Here is a 24,683-nt window from a genome sequence, read left to right as displayed (position 1 = left end):
TTGCTGGTCAACCCCGATTTTAACCACTTCTTGGCGGCCGACCCGCCGACGGGGGTGAGAGTTCTCTCCAACACCCCGCCGACAGGTACCTCCGCGCTGCCTCGGACTACCGGCTCCGGCGGGCCTCCGCCATGCGCTGCTCGGCGATCCGGTCGGCCGCGGCGGCCGGCGGAATACCGTCTTCCTTCGCACGTGCGAATATGGCCAGCGTGGTGTCGTAGATCTTCGCGGCCTTCGCCTTGCACCGCTCGAAGTCGAACCCGTGCAGCTCGTCGGCCACCTGGATCACGCCACCGGCGTTCACGACGTAGTCGGGCGCGTAGAGGATCCCGCGGTCCGCGAGGTCCTTCTCGACGCCCGGGTGCGAGAGCTGGTTGTTGGCCGCCCCGCACACCACCTTGGCGGTCAGCACGGGCAGGGTCGCGTCGCTGAGCGCTCCGCCCAGCGCGCAGGGCGCGTAGATGTCCAGTCCCTCGGTCCGGATCAGCGCGGCGGTGTCGGCGACGGCCGTGACCCCGCCGTCCGGGTGCGTGGCCAGAATCCGACTTACAGCGTCCTCCCGTACGTCCGTGATCACGACCTCGGCGCCGTCCTCGCGCAGATGCCGCACCAGGTGGTGCCCGACCTTGCCGACGCCCGCGACGCCGACCAGGCGTCCGCGCAGCGACGGGTCGCCCCACAGGTGCTGGGCGCTCGCCCGCATGCCCTGGTAGACGCCGAAGGCGGTCAGGACCGACGAGTCGCCGGCGCCGCCGTTCTCCGGGGACCGTCCGGTCGTCCAGCGGCACTCGCGCGCGACCACGTCCATGTCGGCCACATACGTACCGACGTCGCACGCGGTGACGTACCGCCCGCCGAGCGAGGCCACGAACCGGCCGTACGCGAGGAGGAGTTCCTCGCTCTTGACGATGTCGGGGTCGCCGATGATGACGGCTTTGCCGCCGCCGTGGTCGAGACCGGCCATGGCGTTCTTGTACGACATCCCGCGCGCGAGGTTCAGCGCGTCGGCGACGGCCTCCGCCTCGCTCGCGTACGGGTAGAAGCGCGTACCGCCGAGCGCGGGGCCCAGGGCGGTGGAGTGGATGGCGATCACGGCCTTGAGACCGGTGGCCCGGTCCTGGCAGAGCACGACTTGCTCATGACCCCCCTGCTCCGAGTGGAACAGGGTGTGCAGTACATCAGCAGGCGCGCCGGTTACGTCGGTCACTGTGGTGACTCCAGGGAAGTAGCGGCGGTCGGGGCCGGAGCCCGTACGGGTGGCGGGCCTCCGTGGGCATGAGAGTAAAGCTCCTCCCCGGCCCGCGTATGCCAACCGTCCCCGCAGTGCCAAGGATCACCCACCGGTGATGTGGGACCGTACGACGGTTTGCATAATTTTCCCGTGCTGCTGTGTGCCGGTTCCGCTGGTTGTACGGGTTTTCCTGGTCGTCCAGGGGGGAGGGAGCAGGCGTGCCCAAGGTGTCCGCGGTGATCGTCCCGTACGCGTCCTACTTGCGTGTCTACGAGCCGCTGGCGGCCTTCCCGGAGCCGGAGCGAAGCCACTGGGCGCGCTACGCCCGACGGCCCGACCGGCCCTCGTACCAGGACGAACTGCGGCGCTCCCTGGCCGACTTGCTGCCGACCCCGCCGGTCGCCGTGCCGGTGCAGGAGAGCGCCGACGCGTTCGTGGCCGAGGCCGGGGGTGTGCTGTACGTCTGTCCCTGGCGCACCCGGCTGCGCGGCTGGCAGGCGCTGGGCGCGCTGGGGGAGGAACTGCCCGTCCCGGTCCTGGACGCCGTCCTGCCGCCCCTCGTACGCCACCAGGCCGCCCAGGACTACGAGCGCTGGCTGTCCCGGAATCCGGACGCCCGCCCCTGGATCCGGACGGCGACCTGGGAGGTGCCGCTGGACTGGTTCGTGCTCGTCACCGACGAGGAGCGCGAGTACGACAAGGGCTCGGGAGCCGATGGGGGCGCGGCGCCCGTGCTGCGCTACCGGACGCCGATGGTGCAGGCGCGGCGGCGTGTGGCGCGCGGGCTGCGGACCCTGCGGGACACCCTCGACGAGGGGCCGCTGATCGACGGGCTGCTGGACGTGGGGCGCTGGCTGGAGGAGTTCCACCCGCGGTCACTGGTCGAGCTGGACTACGGCGGGCTGGTGCATGTGCTGCCGGCCGGTGATCTGGCAGGCGACCACTCGGCCGCGGACGTGGCCGCGGGGATCGAGGCGCTGCGCGACGGGGACGGCGAGGCGGCCGGGGAGGCGTACGCGCGGCTCATGGAGCGGTGGCGCGCGGTGCGGGACCGGCGCTCGGCGAACTGACGGTTTAACTGACAGTTCGTCAAAAAAGGACTCCCTGGAACGTGAGTTCCAATTTTGTGGGACGCTCTTGGAGCTGCCGTGGGACGTAGGTCCCGATCCGGGCGTTTGTGTCAAGCGTGACGGACCGCACGTACAGGTGGCTTGCGTCCCTTGCCCCTCCTCGTGCCAAAATAGGACAAGGAGTCCGGGGGAGGCTCTATCTGCCCAGCTATGGGTGGAATCTCAGCATTGCACGCTATGGGGGGTCTCGTGACTCCTGCATGCCACTGTGACTGATCGTCACAGTGGCGTGACTGTCCGCTATGGCATGGTCCATTGGCTTCCGTCGCCGATGGACACCTGGGAGGGCAATTCCATCGGTTTGGCCTACGCGGTTGGACAGATGGTGTAGTTGTAGTGCCGAGGACAAGCCGTTCGTCCTATAACCGACTCGACCCGCATCCGCCATTTCGGGCAACGCGGGTCAAGGTGCAGAATTTAGAGGAATGAACCGAGAAGGTTCGGTTCTCCCGAGGAGGCCGCTCATGACCGCTCGCACCCCTGATGCCGAGCCGCTGCTGACCCCGGCTGAGGTCGCCACCATGTTCCGTGTTGACCCCAAGACGGTGACGCGGTGGGCGAAGGCCGGCAAGCTCACATCCATTCGCACGCTCGGCGGACACCGCCGATACCGCGAGGCCGAGGTCCGCGCCCTGCTTGCGGGCATTCCGCAGCAGCGCACCGAGGCCTGACCAACTGAATAGTCGGACAAACCGGCAGGTCCCCCAACTATCGGCCGAGTTGTCCGGCTCGCAACACCAGAGTCACCAGAGTCACCTGTTTGATCACCAACAGCTTCAAGCGACGCGGGTCCTGCCCCAACAGGCCCCATACCCAAGGCAGTTCCACCAGTTCCACAGCTTCAAGGGCGCGTCGTAGAGATCGCGCTGGACTCCGCCGGGTCCAGCGCGATCTTTTTTTGTGCCCGCAACCGGGGGTGGCACGGGGTGCTGTGAGCGAGCTTGTTGGAGTCTGGGGAGGGCTGTCGGATCCGCTGTGGGAGCCTGCTGAGGCTGGTGCAATTGCACATATTAAATTGACCAGTTGTAGGAGACCGGTAAGAACCCACATTTTGAAAACTCATGCGGTGACACCCGTCACACTGCACGCGCCTTGTTGACGATGCGCCACAAGTGCTAGAGGGAACTGCTGTTGGCACCCGGTGTCTCGTCGGTCCCGGTTCCGGTCTCGGCCCCGGTCTCGGTCCGGCTCTCCGCGTCGGTGTCTCCGTCGGTCTCGGTGCAGCGCTCCATGACGAGCCTCTGTAACCGGTGGCAGATCGGACAGTGTCGCGTGAGATGCGGGTAGCTGCTGGCGGCCGACAGGTGTGCCCGAAGCAGAGCGCGTGTCTCGTGCCGTCGCACGGTCGCCGCCATACGCCACCTCCGGAAGGGGGACAGGGCATCGAGGCCCTGCTCTCTGGGTACCGGGGGAGGGCGGTGCCGTCAATACGGCGACAACGCGAGAGGGCCCGAGTCGTGAGACTCGGGCCCTCTCGTTTCTTACTGCTTCTACTGCGGTCCTGACGGGATTTGCTGCATCGGATTGCGGCTCCGCCGCGGGAGCGGCCTCCACCTTGACAGGCTGACGAGCGCGTCGGAGGCCGTGATGCAGTACGAGAAAGGCCCGCGTCCGTCGCCGGATGCGGGCCTTGTCCTTCACTGCGGTCCTGACGGGATTTGAACCCGCGGCCTCCACCTTGACAGGGTGGCGAGCACTCCAAACTGCTCCACAGGACCAGGTTTCGCGGCACTTGATGTTGCGCTGTGCTGCGAAACGAGACTGTACAGGAGGGGGAGCCCGGGGGCGAACTCACCCAACGTGCGGAGGCCGTTACGGGGCCTGCGCGTCGATCGCCTTCACGATCCGCTTGTCCGACACCGGGTACGCCGTGCCCAGCGCGTGGGCGAAGTAGCTGACGCGGAGTTCCTCGATCATCCAGCGGATGTCCAGTACCGCCGACGGCACCGGCCGGCCCTGCGGCAACTGCTCCAGCAGCCACGCGTACTCGTCCTGCATCTCGTGCACCTTCTCCATGCGGGCGGTGTCCCGCTGGACGTTGGTGGGCATCTGCTGCAGACGCCGGTCCGCGGCGACCAGGTAGCGCATCAGGTCGGGCAGGCGCCGCAGCCCGGTCGCGGTCACGAAGCCCGGCCGTACGAGGGCGTCCAGCTGCCCCCGTACGTCCGTCAGGTTCGGGAGGAGGACGGCGCTGCGTACGCCCTTCAGGCGGCGCTCACAGGCCTGCCAGGCGGCCAGCACCTGCTGCACCTGGTTGACCGTACGGACCGTCGTGTCGACGATCTCCGCCCGCACCTTCTCGTACAGCTTCCGGTGCGACTCCTCGTCCCACGCCGGGCCCCCGAAGTCGGCGATCAGTTTGTCGGCCGCGGCCATCGCGCAGTCGTCGAACAGGGCCTGGATCGAACCGTGCGGATTCGACGACAGAGCGAGCTTCTGAGCATTGCTCAACTTCTCGGACGCGAACTTCGCAGGATTGACCGGGATGTTGCGCAGAATCAGCCGCCGGGTGCCCTTCCACATCGCCTGCCGCTGCTCCTCCTCGGTGTCGAAGAGGCGTACGGAGACGGTGTCGCCGTTGTCGACCAGCGCCGGGTAGGCCCTCACCGGCTGGCCGGCTCTGCGCGTCTCGAAGAGCGGCGTGAGGGTGCCGATCGACCAGTCCGTCAGGCCGGTGCGTTCCAGGGACTCGCCGCCGGCGCGCTCCGCGGTGGCCGCGGCGGCCTGGGAGATGGCCTGGCGCGCCTTCGGCTTGAGGCGGAGGCGCAGCACCTCGAGGTCCTTGTCCTCGTCCAGTTTGCGGCGCCGCTCGTCGACGATCCGGAAGGTGACACGGAGATGGTCGGGGATCCGGTCCAGGTCGAAGTCGTCGGACGTGAAGGGGACTCCGACCATGCGCCTCAACTCGCGGGCCATGGTGACGGTCAGTGGCTCCTGGAGGGGTGTTGCGGTGGCCAGGAACCGCTGGGCGAAGTTGGGCGCCGGGACGTAGTTGCGGCGGATCGGCTTGGGCAGGGAGCGGATGAGCTCTGTCACCAACTCCTCGCGCAGGCCCGGGATCTGCCAGTCGAAGTTCTCGTCCGTGACCTGGTTCAGCACCTGGAGCGGGATGTGGACGGTCACACCGTCGGCGTCCGCGCCCGGCTCGAACTGGTACGTCACCCGGAACTTGAGCGGTCCCTGGTGCCAGGCGTCCGGATAGTCGTCCTTGCTGACGTCCCCGGCGCGCTCGTTGATGAGCATCGCCCGCTCGAAGTCGAGGAGTTCGGGCTCCTCGGTCTTCTTCTGCTTCCACCAGGAGTCGAAGTGGGCCCCGGAGACCACGTGTTCGGGGACGCGCTCGTCGTAGAAGTCGAACAGGGTCTCGTCGTCGACGAGGATGTCCCGGCGGCGGGCCCGGTGCTCCAACTCCTCGACCTCGGTGAGGAGTCGGCGGTTGTCGGCGAAGAACTTGTGGTGGGTGCGCCAGTCGCCCTCGACCAGCGCGTTCCGGATGAACAGCTCGCGGGACGCCTCCGGGTCGATGCGCCCGTAGTTCACCTTCCGCTGGGCGACGATCGGTACGCCGTACAGCGTCACCTTCTCGTACGCCATCACCGCGGCCTGGTCCTTCTCCCAGTGCGGCTCGCTGTACGTGCGCTTGAGGAGGTGCTCGGCGAGGGGCTCGACCCACTCGGGTTCGATGCGCGCGTTGACGCGGGCCCACAGCCGCGAGGTCTCCACAAGCTCCGCCGACATCACGAAGCGCGGGGGCTTCTTGAAGAGGGCGGAGCCGGGGAAGATCGCGAACTTGGCGTTGCGGGCACCGACGTACTCGTTCTTGCCGGAGGTGTTCCGCGCGCTGTCACCGGTCGATGTGGACGCGCCGGTTCCCGACGTCGTGGTCTTCGGTACGTCCTTCATCCCGATGTGGGAGAGGAGACCGGCCAGGAGGGAGACGTGGACGCTCTGCTCCGGCGCGTCGTCCTCGTTGGGGTGGATGCCCATCTGGCGGGCCACGGTACGGAGTTGGGTGTAGATGTCCTGCCACTCGCGGATGCGCAGGAAGTTCAGGTACTCCTGCTTGCACATCCGCCGGAACGAGGACGAGCCCCGTTCCTTCTGCTGCTCACGCACGTACCGCCAGAGGTTGAGCAGGGCGAGGAAGTCGGACGTCTCGTCCTTGAAGCGGGCGTGCTGCTGGTCGGCCTGCGCCTGTTTCTCGACGGGGCGTTCGCGCGGGTCCTGGATGGAGAGCGCGGCGGCGATCACCATGACCTCGCGGACACAGCCGTTCTTGTCGGCCTCCAGGACCATCCGGGCCAGCCGGGGGTCGACGGGCAGCTGGGCGAGCTTGCGGCCGGTGTCCGTGAGCCGTTTGCGGGGGTCCTTCTCGGTGGGGTCGAGCGCGTTGAGCTCCTGGAGGAGCTGGACGCCGTCGCGGATGTTGCGGTGGTCCGGCGGGTCGATGAAGGGGAACTTCTCGATCTCGCCCAGCCCGGCCGCGGTCATCTGGAGGATGACGGAGGCGAGGTTCGTCCGCAGGATCTCGGCGTCCGTGAACTCAACCCGGGACTCGAAGTCGTCCTCGCTGTAGAGCCGGATGCAGATGCCGTCCGACGTACGGCCGCAGCGGCCCTTGCGCTGGTTGGCGCTGGCCTGGGAGATCGCCTCGATGGGCAGCCGCTGGACCTTGGTGCGATGGCTGTAGCGGGAGATACGGGCGAACCCGGGGTCGATGACGTACTTGATGCCCGGCACGGTGAGCGAGGTCTCGGCGACGTTGGTCGCCAGAACGATCCTGCGCCCCGTGTGCTGCTGGAAGACGCGGTGCTGCTCGGCGTGCGAGAGGCGGGCGTAGAGCGGCAGGACCTCGGTGAACCGGTAGTTCCTCTTGGTGATCGCGTCCGCCGTGTCGCGGATCTCGCGCTCGCCGGAGAGGAAGACGAGGATGTCGCCCTTGCCCTCGCTCTGGAGCTCCTCGACGGCGTCGCAGATCGCGGTGATCTGGTCGCGGTCGGAGTCCTCGCTGTCCTCTTCGAGGAGCGGCCGGTAGCGGACCTCGACGGGGTACGTACGGCCGGAGACCTCCACGATGGGCGCGTCGCCGAAGTGCCGGGAGAAGCGCTCGGGGTCGATGGTCGCCGAGGTGATGACGACCTTGAGGTCCGGCCGCTGGGGCAGCAGTTGCGCCAGGTACCCGAGCAGGAAGTCGATGTTGAGGGACCGCTCGTGGGCCTCGTCGATGATGATCGTGTCGTAGGCGCGCAGCTCGCGGTCGGTCTGGATCTCGGCGAGCAGGATGCCGTCCGTCATCAGCTTGATGACCGTCGCGTCCTGGTTCACCTGGTCGGTGAACCGCACCTTCCAGCCGACGGCCTCACCGAGAGGCGTGTCCAGCTCGTCCGCGATCCGCTCGGCGACGGTACGGGCGGCGATACGACGGGGCTGGGTGTGCCCGATCATGCCGCGGACGCCCCGGCCGAGTTCGACGCAGATCTTGGGGATCTGGGTGGTCTTCCCGGACCCGGTCTCACCAGCGACGATGACGACCTGGTGATCGCGGATGGCGGCGGCGATCTCGTCCTTCTTCTGACTGACGGGAAGCTGCTCGGGATAGCTGACGGCCGGTACGCGGCTGCGGCGCTCGGCCATCCGCAGCTCGGCCTTCGCGACCTCCGCCTCGATCTCGGCGATGACGGCGGAACGGGCTTCGGGCTTGCGGATCCTGCGCGCACCTTCGAGCCTGCGCCCGAGCCGGTGCGCGTCGCGCAGGGACAGCTCGGTCAGGCGGGGGGCGAGGTCACCGAGAGCGGGAGCGCCGGGGGCGGAGGCGGGGTGCGTAGACATACGCGGTCCAGGATCTCACCTCGGCCAAATTACTGGCGAACCCTTTTGTCACCGGGCCCGGCTTCGGCCCGGGCGGCCTTGTCCTCAGTCGTCGGACGGGGTGGACGGCGCCGGTACCGGAGCCGTCGGGGCCGGCTGGGGCGTCCCACGTCCGCTGGTGTCGCCCAGGGCGATCGACCTCGCGGTGTTGGAGACCGCCTTGATGCTCAGATAGGCGGTCGTCAACGTGCTGACGGCCGTGAAAGCCGAGGTCAGGATACCGACAGTCACTGCCGAGTCGCCGTGCAGACGCCACACGCCGAAGATCGCCACCGCGGCTATGGCGACGTTGCTGATGACCACCGCCAGGAGCCCGAACAGGGCACGGCTCCTCTCCAGCTCGTCATGATCCCGCCGCGCTCTTGACTCGCCCCGAACCATTGTCCCCGCCCCTGCCCCTGGCCTCATACGCTCCACCGACCTGCCAGAACGTAGCGCCGCCCGCCTGCCCTGCCAAGCGTGGGCATGGCACGACGAAGGCCCCGTCCAACTGGACGGGGCCTTCGGGTTGTGGCTGGGGCCGGGGTCGAACCGGCGACCTATCGCTTTTCAGGCGATCGCTCGTACCAACTGAGCTACCCAGCCACGAGGTTTCACGTGAAACATGTAACCTCAGCGGTCCTGACGGGATTTGAACCCGCGGCCTCCACCTTGACAGGGTGGCGAGCACTCCAAACTGCTCCACAGGACCTTGCTGTTGTGCGAAGTAAGTCTCGCACACCGTTCCGCGTGCTCCCAACGGGATTTCCCGCCTGCTCGCCTTCGCCGATCTGGTGGTTCTGAGTGACCGGTTGAGGCTGGCTGGCGGGCCGATGTCGCTGGAAAAGCGTATCAGACCATGGGCGATGGTCCGCGCACGCGACAGTGCAGGTCGAGGGCCATGCCGTCCGGTTCGCGAGCACCCCCGCAGTCGATCCGAGGGAGTGGAGCGGGCGGCGCAGGGTACTCCGGGGCGCATGCGAATGAGCGTGCTGGACGTGGGTTCGAACACGGTTCGGCTGATGGTCGCGGACACCCACAACGGTGTTCCCCTGCCGGCACACACGGCGAAGTGGAAGCTGCGGCTCGCCGAGAAGGTGGAACCCGGCGGAGTGATCCCCGAGGCGTCCGTGCGGCAGCTCGTGAAGGCGGTCGCGGCTGCCGACGAGACCGCTCAGCGGTGGGGCGCGGGTGGGCCGCTGGCCTTCGCGACGGCTGTCGTGCGCGCCGCGCCGAACCGGCTCGACGTGCTGCGGACCGTGCGCGACGAGACCGGCGTACGACTGTGCACGCTGCCGGGAGAGGTCGAGGCCGAGCTCACCTTTCTCGGGGCCCGGCGGTGGATGGGCTGGCGTGCCGGGGCTCTGGTGCTGTTCGACATCGGCGGCGGTTCCCTGGAGGTGGCCTTCGGGCGGGGCAGGCTGCCCGACTTCGCGGCGTCGCTGCCGCTCGGCGCGGGCCGGCTGACCCGGGAGTTCCTCGGCGGCCAGGACCCGCCGTCCGAGGCGGACCTGAGGGCGCTGCGCCGCAGGGTGCGCCATCAGCTGCGGGACGTGGCCGCACGGCTCAGGTGGGAGGGGCCCCACATGGCGGTGGCGACCTCGCGGACCTTCCAGCAGCTGGCCCGGCTCTGCGGTGCCCCGCCCGGTCGCCGGGGTGTGTTCGTGGCGCGGCAGCTGTCCCGGGGAGATCTCCGCGCCTGTCTGCCCCGCCTCGCGGCCCTGCCGGCGGCCGAGCGGTCGATGCTTCCCGGCGTCTCCGCGCCTCGGGCCCTGCAGAGTTTGGCCGGAGCGGTGGTGGGGCACACGGCGATGAAGCTGACGGGGATCGAGACGCTGACCATCTGCCCGTGGGCCATCCGTGAAGGAGTGTTGCTGCGGTGCGTCGAGGACGGCGCGTCGTGGTGGGCGGAGATCACCCAGGAACTGGACGAAGCAGCGCCCGCGGGGCCCACACCGCTGCGGATCGCGACGCCGGAGGCCTGAAACCGCCGGCGCCTCGGTGGTCGAGTCACCCGGACCCGTACCGCCCCACCCCGATCCAGGAGGAGCCATGGTGGACAAGGGCCGTACCGACAGGATCAAGGGCAAGGCCAAGGAGATGGCCGGCAAGGCCACCAGCGACCACGAGCAGGAACTCGAAGGCAAGCTGGAACAGGCTCGCGGCGAGGCCAAGAAGGCAAGGGGAGAGGCTCAGGAGCGGGCCGCGAAGGCCGTGCGCTCGGACGAGCGGGATCGTGGCTGAGTCCGCCGAGTCCGCTGGGTCTTTCGACGCGACATCGTCAGGTTCGACGCAACGTCATCACGGGTGGGGGCCAGAGGGCGACGGGTCCTCCGGCAGGACCCGGAGACCGGCGACCGTCTCGGCGATCTGGAGTCGGAACGCCTCGGGGAGCGCGTCTCCGGTGATGGCGTCGATGAGGGTGCCGGCCACCTTGTGCAGCTTGGTGTTGGTGTTCTGGGAGACCGCGACCAGTACGCTCCAGGCGTCCTCGGCGCTCAGCCCGAAGGAGGCCATGAGGACGCCCCGCGCGAGGTCGATGACAGGCCGCGTCTGCATGGCCCGCCGCAGCTGAACCACCTCGATCCGCAGGTCCTGGTCCGTCTCGCCGAGCGGCGCGATCTCCGCCCCGGGGGAGAGGGGCACGCCGGGGCGGGTGTCCGGGCCCCGGCCGGATTCGTCGGCCCCGCTCGCGCCGGCGGGTTCGTCGGTGTCGTCCGGGCCGGCGAACAGCGGCAGTGTGCCGGTGATCGTGAGGAGCCGGAGAACCGTGGCGCCCAACGACCTGATGGTGATGATCTTGCCCGCGTCGAGAGCGCGCTTACGGACGCGGAGCAGGACGTTGAGTCCGGAGCAGTCGCAGAAGTCGACGCCGCTCAGATCGAGCTCGATGCCGCGCTTCGAACGGGCAAGGGCCTGGCTCAGACCGCTGTGCAGAGCCTGCTCTGTGACGAGGTCGATCGCCCCCGACACCACGACGAGTGTCGCGTAGCCCTCGGGGCGTGTCTCGATCCCGAGCAGGGGTGCCAGGCGGACCTCGTCCGCCACGCCGAGCTGCGTGGTAACTGCACGTTCCGACATCACGGCCACTCCGTAGGCATCGGGCAGTACGTGGCTCCTCAAGCGTCGGTCCAGAACACCTCGTACGTCAAGAGATACATGAAACCAAGTTCAGCCTTTTGAATACGTGAATCAAACGGCCTATCCTGTCATCATGTCTGAAGTACCCGAGTCACATACTGGTTGGACGTTTCTCACCAATCACTCCCGTGTACTGGCTGCGATCGCGGAGAATCCCACCATCCGCATCCGTGACATCGCCGCGCGGTGCCGGCTCACCGAGCGGGCGGTTCAGAAGATCGTCGCGGATCTGGAGACGGCCGGTTATCTCACCCACACCCGTCAGGGACGCTCCAACGCTTACCAGATCGAGGACGGGACCGTCCTGCGGCACCCCGCCGACGAGGGGCTGAGCGTGGCGGAGTTGTTGTCCCTCCTCTCGCGGCACGATGACGCGCACACCGAAGGCCGGCGCGAGCTGCAGTCGACGGCTCCGCACGCGAGGACTTCCGAAGACGACCAGTGACGCCCTGGGCGTCACCCCCATGCGCCCCCGGTTCGGCGCATGCCGGAGCGGTCCGGAGTAGTAGCGGGCACCCGCCTGGGTACTCGACTGTGCGACCGGGGCCCGTCGACGAAGGGGCAGCGCTGTGAGCGACTACCGCACCAACACTCCCGAGGGCGACGGAGACGGGGGGCAGGAGCAGGACTCCCGGCCGAACCCCGTCCCGAGGGACATGCCCGACCAGCAGACGGGCGCCGACGACGACCCCTGGGAGGTGGACGACGACCCGGCGGCCACCGAGGCGGACGAGCGGCCCGACCCGGATGTCCCCGACACGGACGAAGCCGGCACGGGCAAGCGGGGCGCACCGCACTCCGGCAGTGAGCACCCTGAGCAACCCGTCCCCGACGAGCCGCCCGCCTGACCTTCCGGTCGTAGCGTCCGGAGCGCCCGCAACACCCCGTAACGCACGAAATGGCGGCCACCCCTGATGCGGGATGCCGCCAACCGTACTTACGTGTGCCCCCAACGGGATTCGAACCCGTGCTACCGCCTTGAAAGGGCAGCGTCCTGGGCCGCTAGACGATGGGGGCTTAGGACGTGAGAAGCATAGGTGATGCCGGGGAGGTTCGCCAAAACGGTTTACGGGCTCCGAACGGGGGACGGGGAGGGTGAAGTCGGGGCCGAGGACGAGGGTGAAGTCGGGGCCGAAGTCGGCGGTGAGGGAACCGGCGTGGCGCCCGGCTGGTTCTCCTTCGGCAGATGGCGGCTCACCTCCGCGGTGGTCAGTCCGAGGCCGCCCAGTTTGATCTCGTCCCAGGCCTGCAGGCGATGCGTGTCGCGGTCCAGGTAGAGGACGGACGCCTCGATCTGGTCCGGGTTCCGCTTCTCCAGTGCGCGCAGTCCGCTGCCGCCCGTCGAGCCCTCGATGCGCAGCCGGGTGCCCTGCTTCATCACCTCCATCTCCGCGTGGTGGAGGTGCCCGGCCAGGACGAGCGGGACCACACCGTCCGTCCGGCGGGCGGCGCTCGGCTCGTGGACCATCGCGATGTCGACCGGGGTGCCCAGCGTCCGCTGGTCGCGGATGGCCGAGGCCAGCCGGTCGCCCGCCAGTTCCTGGTCCCGGCCGCCGTCCTGCTCGCCCGCCGCGCGGTCCGGGGTGAACGCGGGGTCGCCGATGCCCGCGAAGCGCAGTCCCCCGACGGTGACCGACTGACCGTCGTCCAGGACGTGCACGTTCTTCATGCGCTGCAGATAGCGCTGGGTGAGCTGTGAGTCATGGTTGCCGCGCACCCAGACGTACGGGGCCCCGAGGTCCCTGATCGGGTCCAGGAAGCCGTTCTCGGCCGCCGTGCCGTGGTCCATGGTGTCGCCCGTGTCGACGATCACGTTGATGTCGTACTGCTCCACCAGCGACGCGATGATCTTCCAGCTGACCGGGTTGAGATGGATGTCCGAGACGTGCAGGACACGGATCGTGGCCGGGTCGGGCTGGTAGGTCGGGAGCGTGGACGTGACGTCGTACAGCTTCGTCACGTTGGTCACCAGACGCGCCAACTCCTTCTGGTAGACGTCGAACTCGGTGACGATGCTGCGCGCGTTGCCGACCACCGAGGGGGCCGAGGACAGCAGCCCGGAGAACTTCGGCTCCAGGACCGACTCGGGTTTCCAGGTCGCGTACGCCGTCGCTCCCGACGCCATCAGGAGGGTGAGGGCGAGGCCACCGGCAGCGAGGGCCCGGCGGGGGCGGCGGTAGACCGCGAGGCCGAGGGCGGTGGCCCCGGACACGACGGCCACGCAGGAGCGGACGGCCAGGTCGAGGGTGCCGTGCCCGACGTCCTCGGCGACCTCGTCCTGGAGGCCGGAGAGGCGTTCGGGGTGGTCGACGAGGGCCTGGGAGCGGTCCGGGTCGAGCTGGTCGACGTTCACGTCGAGGCGGACCGGCGCGGTGTGGCTGTTCAGCTCCAGGGCGCCCAGCGGGGAGACGTTGATCTTCGTGCCGCCGGTGAGGGACGGGCGCAGGGTCATCGTGGTGTTCATCGGGCCGACCGGCGCGCGTACGTTGCCGACGATCAGCAGGCCCAGCCAGGCACCCAGAAGGACCACCGCGACCAGGCCCAGGGCGCGCGTCCAGGGATGCGGCTGATGAACCAGCTCGGCGGCCGGATGCGCGCGGCGGGCGCGGTAGGGGCCGGTGAGGGCGGTCAGGGGGCGGTTGAGGCGGCCGGGGGTGGTGCGGGGGCTTTTGGGGCGCGGGGTGTTGGCGGGTACGCGTGCCATTGGTCCCGTATGCCCAAAGCGGGACGCGGCTAAGCGGGGTGACACAGAGCACGGCTTTCCGCAGAGCGCGGGTCCGTGACCCCCGTTCGGGCGGCTCGTACCGGACAATGGGCGTGTGCTGGAGATGACGCGCGAGGAGTTCGAGGAACTGGTCGCCGAGTCCCTCGACCGGATTCCGCCGGAGCTGACGAGGCTGATGGACAACGTCGCGGTGTTCGTCGAGGACGAGCCCCCGGCGGACGATCCCGAGCTGCTCGGGCTCTACGAGGGGACGCCGCTGACCGATCGCGGGGAGTGGTACGCGGGGGTGCTGCCCGACCGGATCACGATCTACCGGGGGCCGACCCTGCGGATGTGCGAGACACGGGACGACGTGGTCGCGGAGACCGAGGTGACCGTCGTACATGAGATCGCTCACCATTTCGGGATCGACGACGAGCGGCTGCACGCGCTCGGCTACGGCTGACGGGCCAAGGAGTCAAGGGGCCGTCGAACCATGGGGCCGGGCGTGCGGAGGCTGTTGAGGGGCGCGTGTCTTCTTGTGGGCGACGGGAGTTGAGCACGTTGACTCCTCGACTCCCCACCGGAGGTGGCTGCCCGTGCGCCCCTTGCATGTACCTGTCCGATTGGCCGCCACGGTTGTGGCCGTCGCCGCTGCCGCCGGTTGTATGAGCGTGGGCGACGGCGACGCCGACCAGGTCAAGCCCTCACACTCCGCCGGCCAGAAGGGCGCGAAGGCCCCCGACGGGGGACCGGCGGGGACCGCCGGTGGCGGTTCCGGGTGGGCCGGCGGGTTCGCGGGCGACGGCAAGTCCGGGCGCGGGAAGGACAAGGGGGGCGCGAAGGGGGCCAGCGGGGCGCCCGTTTCCCCGGGCGCCTCCCCGTCCGCCGGGCAGAGCGCGCCCGCGTCGGCGCCCGCGAAACCGGGTGGCGGCGGCACCGCCCGGCCCGTCGATCCCGGTGTGCCCACGCCCACGAAGCCGCAGCCCACGCCGACGAAGTCCGCCGAGCCGGAGCCGGAGCCGCCGCCCGAGTCGCCCACGCCTCCGCCGCCCTCACCGTCACCGACGATCGCGGAGCCGTCCTCCTCGGTGCAGCCACAGCAGGCCCAGCCGCAACTGGTGACGCGGGAGCCGGCGCCCGAGGCCGGAGTGCCGGTCTAGCCGTGGTCCAGCCGAGGGCTCGGAAGGGGGTTGACCTGCGACGACGGTACTCAATTTGCCCAAAGCGGAGGTGGGTGCGTATGGTAGTAGATCGTTTGATCCCATTGCCTGGCGCCGAAGAGATGCGCCGCGTGTGGCGCGTACTCTCCCTTGCCGTGGCTGACCGCATTGAGGCGGTCAATTTGCGAAATCACGGAGTTGACGGGCGCGTGCCGACGAGACTCCGGAAGGTTTCGCATTCGCATGTCCATTTCCAGTACTGATCACATCGTCGTGCCCGAGAACGAGAACGAGAACGAGAACGTCGAGGCCATCAGCCTCGACCTCGACGTCGACCTCGCTGAGACGGCCGCCGACACCGACGCCGCCGATGACTCGGCCGACACCGAGCCCGGCGAGCCGGAGATCACCTTCACCGATCTCGGTCTCCCCGAGGGCGTCGTGCGCAAGCTCACGCAGAACGGTGTGACCAGCCCCTTCCCGATCCAGACCGCGACCATCCCGGACGCCCTGGCCGGCAAGGACATCCTCGGCCGTGGCCGCACCGGCTCCGGCAAGACCCTCTCCTTCGGTCTCCCGCTGCTGACGAAGCTGTCCGGCGGCCACACCGAGAAGAAGAAGCCCCGCGGCATCATCCTCACGCCGACCCGCGAGCTCGCGATGCAGGTCGCGGATGCCCTCCAGCCTTACGGCGACGTCCTCGGCCTCAAGATGAAGGTCGTCTGCGGCGGTACGTCGATGAGCAACCAGATGTACGCCCTGGAGCGCGGCGTCGACGTCCTCGTCGCCACGCCCGGCCGTCTGCGCGACATCATCAACCGCGGCGCCTGCTCCCTGGCGAACGTCGAGGTCGCCGTCCTCGACGAGGCCGACCAGATGTCCGACCTGGGCTTCCTGCCCGAGGTCACCGAGCTGCTCGACCAGATCCCGGGCGGCGGCCAGCGCATGCTGTTCTCGGCCACGATGGAGAACGAGATCTCCACGCTGGTCAAGCGTTACCTGACCAACCCGGTCACGCACGAGGTCGACAGCGCGCAGGGCAACGTCACGACGATGTCCCACCACATCCTCATCGTGAAGCCCAAGGACAAGGCGCCGGTCACGGCCGCGATCGCCTCCCGCAAGGGCCGCACGATCATCTTCGTCCGCACCCAGCTGGGCGCCGACCGTATCGCCGAGCAGCTCTGCGAGTCCGGTGTGAAGGCCGACGCGCTGCACGGCGGTATGACCCAGGGCGCGCGTACCCGCGTGCTCGAGGACTTCAAGAAGGGCTACGTCAACGCCCTCGTCGCCACCGACGTCGCCGCCCGCGGCATCCACGTCGACGGTATCGACCTGGTCCTCAACGTGGACCCGGCCGGTGACCACAAGGACTACCTGCACCGCTCCGGCCGTACGGCCCGCGCGGGGCGCTCCGGCACGGTCGTGTCGCTGTCCCTGCCGCACCAGCGTCGCCAGATCTTCCGCCTGATGGAGGACGCGGGCGTCGACGCCTCGCGCCACATCATCCAGGGCGGCGCGGCCTTCGAGCCGGACGTCGCCGAGATCACCGGCGCCCGGTCGATGACCGAGGTCCAGGCCGAGTCCGCGGGCAACTCCGCGCAGCAGGCCGAGCGTGAGGTCTCGCAGCTCACCAAGGAACTGGAGCGCGCCACGCGTCGTGCCGCCGAACTGCGCGAGGAGGCCGACAGGCTGATCGCGCGTGCCGCGCGCGAGCGGGGCGAGGACCCGGAGGAGGCCGTGGCCGCGGTGGCCGAGGCCGCTGCCGCCGTCGTCGTCGCGGAGGCCGCCGCCGAGGCGACCGCCGCCGCGGAGGCGCAGGTGCGCGAGGAGCGTCCGCGCCGTGACGACCGGGGCAACTACGAGCGCCGCGACCGTCGTGACGACCGTCCGTCGGGCGGCTTCAACCGTGACAACGACCGTGGTGGCCGTTCCTTCGAGCGCCGCGACGACCGCCCCTCGGGTGGTTCCGGTGGCGGCTTCCGCCGCGATGACCGTCGTGACGACCGCCCCTCGGGTGGCTTCCGTCGTGACGACCGTCCGTCGGGTGGTTTCAACCGTGACAACGACCGTGGTGGCCGTTCTTTCGAGCGTCGTGACGAGCGTCCCTCGGGTGGTTCCGGTGGCGGCTTCCGCCGCGACAACGACCGTCCCTCGGGTGGCTTCCGTCGCGATGACCGTCCGTCGGGTGGTTTCAACCGTGACAACGACCGTGGTGGCCGTTCTTTCGAGCGTCGTGACGAGCGTCCCTCGGGTGGTTCCGGTGGCGGCTTCCGCCGCGACAACGACCGTCCCTCGGGCGGCTTCAACCGTGACAACAACGACCGTGGCGGCTTCCGCCGCGACGACCGTCCGGCCACCGGTCACCGGGGCAGCGACCGCCCCTTCAACCGTGACCGCCAGGGCGACCGTCCCACCGGCGGCGGCTTCCGCGCCGGCGGCCACGAGCGCCCGCAGGGCCACCGCGGCGCGGGTTCGGGCTCCGGCACCGGCACCGCCACCGGTTCCTTCGGCCGCCGCGACGAGAAGCCGCGCTGGAAGCGCAACGGCTGATCGCCGGTCGGTCACCGACTGATCGCTGACCTGATCGCCGACTGATCACCGAGGGCCCGTACGACTCCGGTCGTACGGGCCCTTCGGCGTCCCGGAAACCCCTTCGGCCTCCCAAGTTCCCGCTGATAGGCTCCCGTTGCCCTGCTCAGGGCATGCACATCTCAAGCCCACCTGATGCACAGGTCGAGGGCTGTCGAGGGTCGAGGGGCCGGGGGGTTCCGTGAAGGGCCGTGGTTTCGTGCGCGGTATTTCGGCGCGTGGTCGTATGGGCCGTACGGGGAGACGCGCGGGTGTCGCCGTCGCCGCGTCCGTTGTTCTCGGGGCCGGGTTGAGCCCTTTGCTGCCGTCGGGGTCGGCGGTGGCGGACGAGCCGCAGCCGACGCAGGAGACGGTGGTGCCGACGGCGTTCAGGGGCTACGGCCTGGACGCGTGGTTCCGGGCGTCGTCGACCCACAGTGGTCACGACGCTGCCGGGGCACAGGGTGTGTTCCACAACCTGGAGGGCGCGACCGGCCTGCTGTGGACGCGTTACGCGGACGGCGAGTCCGTGAGTGTTCCGACGGCGCCCACGGGGACGGTGCCGTTGACGACGGGCACGGATGTCCTGGCGTACAGGCACGCCGACGGACGAGTCGACTTCTGGGACGCGACCGAGGGCACCAGCCGCAGCCTGCAGATCCCGGCCGGCCTCGCCCACCTCACGTCCTACGACAACCTGACGGTCGCCTACAAGATGGTGACCGGTGAGGACGGCACGACCACCCGGGTCATGCATCTGCTGACGCCGGGGCCGGACGGGACCACTGGGGACGTGACGGTCGCGGGTGGCCCGGCCGGCCTCCTCCTCGGGACGGCGACCGGTGCGGATGCCGAGATGCTGTACTTCCGCGCCGTCGTGGAAGGGCAGACGGGCCTGGTCGCTGTGGACCGCACGACCGGTGAGGTGCGGGGCTGGAGCGGCCCGCTCCCCGTCGAGTATTACAAGATGGACCTGGCCGGCGGCAGGGTCGTCGTCTCCGCCACCGACAAGGCCACGGTCCTGGTGTTCCCCCGCGACCTGTCGGCGGCGCCCGTCGAGGTCAGGCTCCAGGGCGTCAACGACGGGTCGAACGCCACTTTCTCCCTGGCCGTCGTCGGCGACTGGCTGATCAACGGGACCTACTCGACGACCGCGCAGCCCATCGAGGGCGGCGAGCGGGTGACCCTGCTTCGGTCCTCGGCCAACGGGACCGCGGCAGGGCCCGGCGGCACCGCCGTGAAGATCGGCCGTACCGGCACCGATGACCGGGGTATCCAGCGCATCACTCCGGACCCGGACGGCGGCCCGCCCGTAGTCACGCTGGTAAAGGCTCTGCCCAAACCGCCGATGCGGATCCAGGGCCTGTCCCTGGAGCAGGGGCGGCTCGTCGTTCTGGAGCGGTACAACGCCGTCATACGCGCCGCCAGGGTGAGGACGGTCGCCCCGTCCGGCACCCCTGAGTACGGCGAGCAAACTGGGTTCGACGATCATGTCCCCATCGCCATCTGCGCCGCCACGGACGTCGCCTGCGCACAGGTGCAGGGCGCGGCCGACGGCCGTATCGCCTGGCTCGCGCACGACGAGACCACCGACCGGATCAGGGTCGACCGAGCGGGTGCGAACGGCCTCTGGGAGCGCACCGGGCTGCCCCAGGGCGGACAGATCACCGATGTCTCGGGCCGGTACCTGCTCTACACGGCACCCACTCGGCAGGACGTCTACCGGATCGGCGACGACGGCGCCCCGGCCGTCACCCGCACCCCTGGCCCCGCCGCCCTCTCCGGCGACGTCCTGTGGTCGACCGGCGCGACCCCGGGCAGCGTCACGGCGTACGACCTGACCGCGAAGAGGACCACCGAGACCCTCACCACCGACGCGGGCTGCACGCCCACCGAACTCCAGGCGCTCGGCCGCTGGTTGTACTGGACCTGCGACGGCAGGGCGGGTGTCTACGACCGCACCGCGCGAAAGTCCGTACCCGTGCCCGTCGGCGAGGCCAAGCTCGGGGACGGATACGTCGTCACACACGACCGGCAGGCCGGGAAGCTGGCCCTCACGACGGTCGCCGACGGCACGCCCGCGAGCCGGATCATCGGCGAACTGCCCGACACCGGCGTCTCGCAGCGGGACGTGCGCTGGACCGTGGACGAGTCCGGGGCCAACGCCGCGTACGTGGACGGCGAGGAGCGCGTGCACCTCGTACCGTCCGGAGTGCCGCAGCAGCCGCTGCGCCTGCTGGCGCCCGCCGTGCGCTTCCCGTTCGCCCAGGTGCGGGGATACAACGTGACGCCGGATCCAGTGGCCACCGTGCTGCTGTCGAAGCCGTCCGGGAGCTGGCGGCTGACCGTACGCAGCCGGGCCACGGGGAAGGTCGTCGACACCGTTGACGGTGGCGCCGCGCGCGGTGAACTCACCGTGGGCTGGGGCGGCCTGCTGGGGAACTACGGGGGTTCCGGGTTCCACCCGAACGGCTCGTACGACTGGACACTGACCGTCGCTCCGGCGGACGGGGTCGGGGGGCCGGTGGAGGTGCGGGGCACCGTGGGGCTGTCCCGCGGCAGCGCGGTGCGCCACGACTACGTGGGCGGTCCCGGGTGGCAGTCCCCGGACGGCGCCGGCGACCTGCTCTCCCTCACCCCCTCGGGCACGCTGGCGTTCCATCAGGGCACGGGCAAGGGCACGTTCTCCGGAAAGGTCAGCGGAAGCGGCTGGCCGGCCGGTATCACGGCTGTGCCCTTCGGCGACCTCAACGGGGACCGCTGCAACGACGTCCTCGTACGGCTGAGCAGTGGGGCCCTGCGCCTGTACAAGCCGGCCTGTCACACGGCGCTGAAGCTGTCTGCGCCGTACATCACCCTCGGGACGAGCGGCTGGAACCAGTACGACGTTCTGACCTCGCCCGGTGACGTGACGAAGGACGGCCGGCCCGACCTGATCGCCCGAAACTCCGCCACCGGCACCGTGTACCTCTACAAGGGCACGAGCGAGGGCAGGCTGTCCGCGCGCGTGAAGCTGTACGCCGACTGGAAGACGTACAAGAAGGTCGTCGGCGCCGGCGACCTGAACGGCGACGGACGGGGCGACCTGCTCGCCCAGGACAAGACCAACACCCTGTACCGCTACTACGGCACCGGTAACGGCACCTTCACCGCCCGCGCCAAGGTCCTCTCCAACTGGGGCGCCACCTACAACGCGGTCGTCGGCGTCGGCGACATCACCGGCGACGGACGGAACGACCTGGTCGTGCGTGACACGGCCGGGAACCTGTTCCGCAATCCGGGCCTCGGGAACGGGACGTTCGGGCCGCGGGTCAAGATCGGCAGCGGCTGGCAGGGGTACAAGGGCCTGTACTAGAGGCCGGTTCTGGCCACCGGCGGACGATTTTCGGTCGGCCTGTGACGCATGTCATGCTCCCAGCGAGGGCATTGCTGGGGGCATGACAGATGACGTCAGAGTGAGTGGGCTGTCGGACGAGGAACGGCTTGCCCAGCTCGGTTACACCCAGGTCCTCGCCCGCCGGATGTCGGCGTTCTCCAACTACGCGGTGTCCTTCACGATCATCTCGGTCCTGTCGGGCTGCCTGACCCTGTACCTGTTCGGCATGAACACGGGCGGCCCGGCCGTGATCACGTGGGGCTGGGTCGTCGTAGGACTCATGACCCTCTTCGTCGGGCTGTCGATGGCCGAGATCTGTTCGGCCTACCCGACCTCCGCCGGCCTGTACTTCTGGGCACACCGGCTCGCTCCCCCTCGTACGGCCGCCGCCTGGGCGTGGTTCACGGGGTGGTTCAACGTGCTCGGCCAGGTCGCGGTGACCGCCGGCATCGACTTCGGGGCGGCCTCCTTCCTGGGCGCCTACCTGAACCTCCAGTTCGACTTCGAGGTCACCCCGGGCAGCACGATCCTGCTCTTCGCGGGCATCCTCGTCCTGCACGGGCTCCTGAACACCTTCGGCGTACGCATCGTGGGCCTGCTGAACAGCGTCAGCGTGTGGTGGCACGTGGTGGGCGTGGCCGTCATCGTCGGCGCGCTGACGTTCGTACCCGACGAACACCAGTCGGCGTCCTTCGTGTTCACCAAGTTCGTGAACAACACGGGATGGGGCAGCGGCGTCTACGTGGTCGCCCTCGGGCTGCTGATGGCCCAGTACACCTTCACCGGCTACGACGCCTCCGCCCATATGACCGAGGAAACCCACGACGCGTCCACGGCGGGCCCCAAGGGCATCGTCCAGTCCATCTGGACCTCGTGGATAGCGGGCTTCGTCCTGCTCCTGGGCTTCACCTTCGCCATCCAGTCGTACGAGGGCGCCCTGGGGTCCCCGACCGGCGTACCGCCCGCACAGATCCTGCTCGACGCGGTGGGCGCGACCGCCGGCAAGCTGCTCCTGCTCGTCGTCATCGGCGCCCAGCTGTTCTGCGGCATGGCGTCGGTCACGGCCAACTCCCGCATGATCTACGCCTTCTCGCGCGACGGCGCCCTCCCCTTCTCCCACCTCTGGCACACGGTCAGCCCCCGCACCCGTACCCCCGTCGCCGCGGTCTGGCTGGCGGCGTTCGGTGCCCTGCTCCTGGGCCTGCCCTACCTGATCAACGTGACGGCGTACGCGGCCGTGACGTCGATCGCCGTGATCGGCCTCTACATCGCCTACGTCATCCCGACGCTGCTGCGACTGCGCAAGGGCGAGGCGTTCGACCGGGGGCCGTGGCATCTGGGCCGGTGGTCGCGGGCGATCGGGGTGGTGTCGGTGATCTGGGTGGCCGTGATCACGGTGCTGTTCATGCTGCCCCAGGTGGCGCCGGTCACCTGGGAGACCTTCAACTACGCCCCGATCGCCGTCCTGGCGGTGCTGGGGTTCGCGGCGCTGTGGTGGGTGGTCTCGGCGCGGTACTGGTTCCTCAACCCCGAGCACGAGCGCACCCGGGCACGCGAGGCAGCTCGCAAGGGGGCGCCCGAACCGGTCGATCCGTAGCGAGGACGCCCATTTCCTCCGAGGGTCGCCGCCCTGTCCGTGAAGCGACCCGGCCGTGTCTCCGATACCCGATCGGAGTCGTGGCCGGGTCCGGCTATGCTCGGGGAAGCAACATCGCGGGGACCCTTAGCTCAATTGGCAGAGCAGTGGACTTTTAATCCATTGGTTGTGGGTTCGAGTCCCACAGGGTCTACGGACAAGCCCCAGTTCAGAGGACATCTGGACTGGGGCTCGCGTCGTTTTCGGGGGCTGAGTGATCGTTAGCTGGCCCGCTGCTGGCCCGAGAGGCAGACGATCAAGACATGGAGCGGCCCCGCCCGGGACACGCATACCGGCCGGGGCCTGGACCCGCCCGCCCCCATGAGCCTGGGGGGCGAGGGCGGGCGGTTCAGAGGGCAGACGTCATGCAGGGCTTGGTCACGGTGTTGCCCGGACGAGGGTCTCCCAGTGGTCGCACAGGGCGTTGAGGACGCGGGCGAGCTTCCGGGCCACCGAGACTCGGATGGACGGCATGTCGTCGTCGCCCAGGCGTAGCTTGTTGTGCGCCTCTCCGATACAGGCGAGAGCGCAGTACCGGGGGATGCTGTCCTTCGGCTCCCGCGCCGCCGCACGCGCCACCTCGGGGATGAGTAACTGGATGTGCTGGCGCAGTGTCGCGGTGAGCGCGGCCAGTTCGTCGGCGGCCGGCGGGAGGACATCAGCCGCTCCGTCCGGGTCGAGGAGTAAAGCCGTGCTGGCGCGCATCTCCTCGATGTCGGGCGGGAAGTCTGTCTGTTGCTTCGTGCTCATGCTGCGGGGTCCCCTCGTCGGAGTGCCTCAGCCAGCCGCATGGCCACGTCGGCGCGGATGCGGCCGAGGTCGATCAGCTTCAGGTCCGGCGAGACGTAGTCGACGCTCAGAGAGGGCAGGACGATCCCGGATCCGTCCAGTGCCGCCCTCAGCGACTCCACCGCCGTATGCGGGTCGATATCCCGCGCTTGCTCGTTCGTGGCCATGACCTGGACGGTAGGGACGGGACGACGGAGGCCGCTACGCGAGTTATCCGAAGTTTCTTGACGCCTCAGCGGAGTTACGCAATGTTTCTCGCGAGGGCCAGTCGAACCCGGTACACGGGGCGTTGCCCTCCGTGATGCTTGACGGATCAGTCCCCGACGAAAGGAACTGGTCATGGCGCGACGACTGCGCTTCAACGGCACGGGCAGCGGCGGCGGTTCCTGTCCCTCCGTCCATGAGGACCTCGACACAGGCGAGGTCATCGTGCACGGGTCGCGGCTCACCGACCCCGAGGACATCGCCCAGCTCCAACACCTCGATGAGGACGAGATCCCGATCATCGTCCCCCGCAACACACTGATCGACTTCGGGCCGAAGGCGCGGGACACCGAGCCGCGCATCCTCGACCCGGACACCTTCGCCCGCCTCTTCGAGAACTTCCAGCACAGCGCCTGGCACCTGGAGATGCGCCGCCGCTACACGGTCGACGAGCAGACCGACACGTACGCGCAGTTCGCACGCGGCGAGAAGCCGACGTGGGACATCGACTCGCCGTGGGCCCGCACGATCAGCGCCAAGACGCGGGACGGCGCGGCCGTCGGACGGGTCCGGATCGTCGACAACCCGCCGAGCGAGGGGCAGATGTACCTCCTCGAACACGCGGCACACAACGCCGCCTTGGGCGAGGACGTCCGCAGCATGTGGCGCGACGACGCCAAGCGCGTGAACCTCCCCGACGAAGACTTCTGGATCTTCGACTCCCATATCGTCGCCCTGTGCCTCTTCGACGAGGACGACAACCTGACGGGCGCCGAGCTGATCACGGAACCGGCGCGCGTCAACCAGTACAACCGGCTGCGTGACGTCGCAGTGCACTACGCCATCCCGTACACGGACTTCGTGGCACGCATGACCGCGAAGGAGGAGTAA

Annotated in this window: 20 protein-coding genes and 5 tRNA genes; 13 read left to right on the top strand and 12 right to left on the bottom strand. The window is 69.2% G+C overall.

Annotated features, from left to right (window positions below; all coding sequences use genetic code 11):
- Positions 1-106: 106 nt before the first annotated feature.
- Positions 107-1,207 carry a Glu/Leu/Phe/Val dehydrogenase dimerization domain-containing protein gene (locus G3I56_RS34580; RefSeq protein ID WP_164416026.1) on the bottom strand — a complete coding sequence of 367 codons (1,101 nt, stop codon included), beginning with the start codon at positions 1,205-1,207 and terminating at the stop codon, positions 107-109.
- A 242-nt stretch (positions 1,208-1,449) separates the two neighbouring features.
- On the opposite strand from G3I56_RS34580, the gene G3I56_RS34575 reads away from it, so the two are divergent.
- Complete coding sequence (locus G3I56_RS34575) at positions 1,450-2,301, top strand: hypothetical protein (protein WP_164416024.1); 852 nt, start codon at positions 1,450-1,452, stop codon at positions 2,299-2,301.
- A 524-nt stretch (positions 2,302-2,825) separates the two neighbouring features.
- Positions 2,826-3,032 carry a developmental transcriptional regulator BldC gene (bldC, locus tag G3I56_RS34570; protein WP_033321412.1) on the top strand — a complete coding sequence of 69 codons (207 nt, stop codon included), beginning with the start codon at positions 2,826-2,828 and terminating at the stop codon, positions 3,030-3,032.
- Positions 3,033-3,476: 444 nt separating this feature from the next.
- On the opposite strand, the gene G3I56_RS44305 is transcribed toward bldC, so the two are convergent.
- From G3I56_RS44305 to G3I56_RS34545, 6 genes are all read right to left on the bottom strand, one after another.
- A complete protein-coding gene (locus tag G3I56_RS44305) occupies positions 3,477-3,716 on the bottom strand; it encodes a DUF6274 family protein (protein ID WP_239135281.1) in 240 nt (79 codons plus the stop codon).
- A 288-nt stretch (positions 3,717-4,004) separates the two neighbouring features.
- A tRNA-Asp gene (locus G3I56_RS34565) sits at positions 4,005-4,079 on the bottom strand.
- A gap of 94 nt (positions 4,080-4,173) precedes the next feature.
- Positions 4,174-8,190, bottom strand: a complete 4,017-nt coding sequence (gene hrpA / locus G3I56_RS34560) for an ATP-dependent RNA helicase HrpA (RefSeq protein ID WP_164416022.1) — start codon at positions 8,188-8,190, stop codon at positions 4,174-4,176.
- A gap of 84 nt (positions 8,191-8,274) precedes the next feature.
- On the bottom strand, positions 8,275-8,610 hold the full coding sequence (locus tag G3I56_RS34555) for a hypothetical protein (RefSeq protein WP_239135280.1): 336 nt from the start codon (positions 8,608-8,610) through the stop codon (positions 8,275-8,277).
- 130 nt (positions 8,611-8,740) lie between these two features.
- Positions 8,741-8,814: transfer RNA gene (locus G3I56_RS34550), tRNA-Phe, on the bottom strand.
- A gap of 31 nt (positions 8,815-8,845) precedes the next feature.
- Positions 8,846-8,920, bottom strand: a tRNA-Asp gene (locus tag G3I56_RS34545).
- A gap of 265 nt (positions 8,921-9,185) precedes the next feature.
- Between G3I56_RS34545 and G3I56_RS34540 the strand changes: the two genes are divergently transcribed.
- Entirely contained in the window at positions 9,186-10,193 is a 1,008-nt protein-coding gene (locus G3I56_RS34540; RefSeq protein WP_164416020.1) for a Ppx/GppA family phosphatase, read from the top strand.
- A gap of 67 nt (positions 10,194-10,260) precedes the next feature.
- Positions 10,261-10,452 (top strand): CsbD family protein, encoded by a 192-nt coding sequence (locus G3I56_RS34535; RefSeq protein WP_164416018.1) that lies wholly within the window; start codon positions 10,261-10,263, stop codon positions 10,450-10,452.
- Positions 10,453-10,509: 57 nt separating this feature from the next.
- Here G3I56_RS34535 and G3I56_RS34530 read toward each other — a convergent pair whose 3' ends face one another.
- Positions 10,510-11,289 (bottom strand): anti-sigma factor antagonist, encoded by a 780-nt coding sequence (locus G3I56_RS34530; protein ID WP_164416016.1) that lies wholly within the window; start codon positions 11,287-11,289, stop codon positions 10,510-10,512.
- Between the two features lie 133 nt (positions 11,290-11,422).
- On the opposite strand from G3I56_RS34530, the gene G3I56_RS34525 reads away from it, so the two are divergent.
- Positions 11,423-11,794 carry a helix-turn-helix domain-containing protein gene (locus G3I56_RS34525; protein ID WP_164416015.1) on the top strand — a complete coding sequence of 124 codons (372 nt, stop codon included), beginning with the start codon at positions 11,423-11,425 and terminating at the stop codon, positions 11,792-11,794.
- A 124-nt stretch (positions 11,795-11,918) separates the two neighbouring features.
- Positions 11,919-12,197, top strand: coding sequence for a hypothetical protein (locus G3I56_RS34520; RefSeq protein ID WP_164416013.1), 279 nt, complete (start codon positions 11,919-11,921; stop codon positions 12,195-12,197).
- Between the two features lie 96 nt (positions 12,198-12,293).
- On the opposite strand, the gene G3I56_RS34515 is transcribed toward G3I56_RS34520, so the two are convergent.
- Both G3I56_RS34515 and G3I56_RS34510 read right to left on the bottom strand, forming a co-directional pair.
- A tRNA-Glu gene (locus tag G3I56_RS34515) sits at positions 12,294-12,366 on the bottom strand.
- 49 nt (positions 12,367-12,415) lie between these two features.
- Positions 12,416-14,053: a metallophosphoesterase gene (locus tag G3I56_RS34510; protein ID WP_164416011.1), complete on the bottom strand. Its 1,638-nt coding sequence runs from the start codon at positions 14,051-14,053 to the stop codon at positions 12,416-12,418.
- Positions 14,054-14,168: 115 nt separating this feature from the next.
- Between G3I56_RS34510 and G3I56_RS34505 the strand changes: the two genes are divergently transcribed.
- From G3I56_RS34505 to G3I56_RS34480, 6 genes are all read left to right on the top strand, one after another.
- On the top strand, positions 14,169-14,519 hold the full coding sequence (locus G3I56_RS34505) for a metallopeptidase family protein (protein ID WP_329283034.1): 351 nt from the start codon (positions 14,169-14,171) through the stop codon (positions 14,517-14,519).
- Between the two features lie 202 nt (positions 14,520-14,721).
- Positions 14,722-15,216, top strand: a complete 495-nt coding sequence (locus G3I56_RS34500) for a hypothetical protein (protein WP_239135279.1) — start codon at positions 14,722-14,724, stop codon at positions 15,214-15,216.
- 243 nt (positions 15,217-15,459) lie between these two features.
- Positions 15,460-17,769, top strand: a complete 2,310-nt coding sequence (locus tag G3I56_RS34495; RefSeq protein WP_164416007.1) for a DEAD/DEAH box helicase — start codon at positions 15,460-15,462, stop codon at positions 17,767-17,769.
- 238 nt (positions 17,770-18,007) lie between these two features.
- Positions 18,008-21,142 (top strand): VCBS repeat-containing protein, encoded by a 3,135-nt coding sequence (locus tag G3I56_RS34490; RefSeq protein WP_343240137.1) that lies wholly within the window; start codon positions 18,008-18,010, stop codon positions 21,140-21,142.
- An 82-nt stretch (positions 21,143-21,224) separates the two neighbouring features.
- The gene (locus tag G3I56_RS34485) at positions 21,225-22,760 is read left to right on the top strand and encodes an amino acid permease (protein WP_164416005.1); all 1,536 of its coding nucleotides are present in this window, start codon (positions 21,225-21,227) and stop codon (positions 22,758-22,760) included.
- A gap of 120 nt (positions 22,761-22,880) precedes the next feature.
- Positions 22,881-22,953 (top strand) — tRNA-Lys (locus G3I56_RS34480).
- 224 nt (positions 22,954-23,177) lie between these two features.
- On the opposite strand, the gene G3I56_RS34475 is transcribed toward G3I56_RS34480, so the two are convergent.
- Positions 23,178-23,549 carry a DUF6415 family natural product biosynthesis protein gene (locus tag G3I56_RS34475; RefSeq protein ID WP_164416003.1) on the bottom strand — a complete coding sequence of 124 codons (372 nt, stop codon included), beginning with the start codon at positions 23,547-23,549 and terminating at the stop codon, positions 23,178-23,180.
- Positions 23,546-23,755, bottom strand: coding sequence for a hypothetical protein (locus G3I56_RS34470; protein ID WP_164320370.1), 210 nt, complete (start codon positions 23,753-23,755; stop codon positions 23,546-23,548). Before G3I56_RS34470 ends, G3I56_RS34475 begins: the two co-directional genes overlap by 4 nt.
- Before the next feature lie 172 nt (positions 23,756-23,927).
- Between G3I56_RS34470 and G3I56_RS34465 the strand changes: the two genes are divergently transcribed.
- Positions 23,928-24,683: a DUF6879 family protein gene (locus G3I56_RS34465; protein WP_164416001.1), complete on the top strand. Its 756-nt coding sequence runs from the start codon at positions 23,928-23,930 to the stop codon at positions 24,681-24,683.

The organism is Streptomyces sp. SID12488, from assembly GCF_010548275.1.
Taxonomy (GTDB): domain Bacteria; phylum Actinomycetota; class Actinomycetes; order Streptomycetales; family Streptomycetaceae; genus Streptomyces.
Note: the sequence above shows the minus strand (reverse complement) of the source record. Positions and strands in the feature narration are given on the sequence as shown.

Excerpts from the sequence above, each read along its gene's own strand:
- bldC (WP_033321412.1), top strand. The coding sequence starts at position 2,826 with ATGACCGCTCGCACCCCTGATGCCGAGCCGCTGCTGACCCCGGCTGAG.
- G3I56_RS44305 (WP_239135281.1), bottom strand. The coding sequence starts at position 3,716 with ATGGCGGCGACCGTGCGACGGCACGAGACACGCGCTCTGCTTCGGGCA.
- hrpA (WP_164416022.1), bottom strand. The coding sequence starts at position 8,190 with ATGTCTACGCACCCCGCCTCCGCCCCCGGCGCTCCCGCTCTCGGTGAC.
- G3I56_RS34555 (WP_239135280.1), bottom strand. The coding sequence starts at position 8,610 with ATGGTTCGGGGCGAGTCAAGAGCGCGGCGGGATCATGACGAGCTGGAG.
- G3I56_RS34540 (WP_164416020.1), top strand. The coding sequence starts at position 9,186 with ATGCGAATGAGCGTGCTGGACGTGGGTTCGAACACGGTTCGGCTGATG.
- G3I56_RS34535 (WP_164416018.1), top strand. The coding sequence starts at position 10,261 with ATGGTGGACAAGGGCCGTACCGACAGGATCAAGGGCAAGGCCAAGGAG.
- G3I56_RS34530 (WP_164416016.1), bottom strand. The coding sequence starts at position 11,289 with ATGTCGGAACGTGCAGTTACCACGCAGCTCGGCGTGGCGGACGAGGTC.
- G3I56_RS34525 (WP_164416015.1), top strand. The coding sequence starts at position 11,423 with ATGTCTGAAGTACCCGAGTCACATACTGGTTGGACGTTTCTCACCAAT.
- G3I56_RS34510 (WP_164416011.1), bottom strand. The coding sequence starts at position 14,053 with ATGGCACGCGTACCCGCCAACACCCCGCGCCCCAAAAGCCCCCGCACC.
- G3I56_RS34500 (WP_239135279.1), top strand. The coding sequence starts at position 14,722 with ATGAGCGTGGGCGACGGCGACGCCGACCAGGTCAAGCCCTCACACTCC.
- G3I56_RS34495 (WP_164416007.1), top strand. The coding sequence starts at position 15,460 with ATGTCCATTTCCAGTACTGATCACATCGTCGTGCCCGAGAACGAGAAC.
- G3I56_RS34485 (WP_164416005.1), top strand. The coding sequence starts at position 21,225 with ATGACAGATGACGTCAGAGTGAGTGGGCTGTCGGACGAGGAACGGCTT.
- G3I56_RS34475 (WP_164416003.1), bottom strand. The coding sequence starts at position 23,549 with ATGAGCACGAAGCAACAGACAGACTTCCCGCCCGACATCGAGGAGATG.
- G3I56_RS34470 (WP_164320370.1), bottom strand. The coding sequence starts at position 23,755 with ATGGCCACGAACGAGCAAGCGCGGGATATCGACCCGCATACGGCGGTG.
- G3I56_RS34465 (WP_164416001.1), top strand. The coding sequence starts at position 23,928 with ATGGCGCGACGACTGCGCTTCAACGGCACGGGCAGCGGCGGCGGTTCC.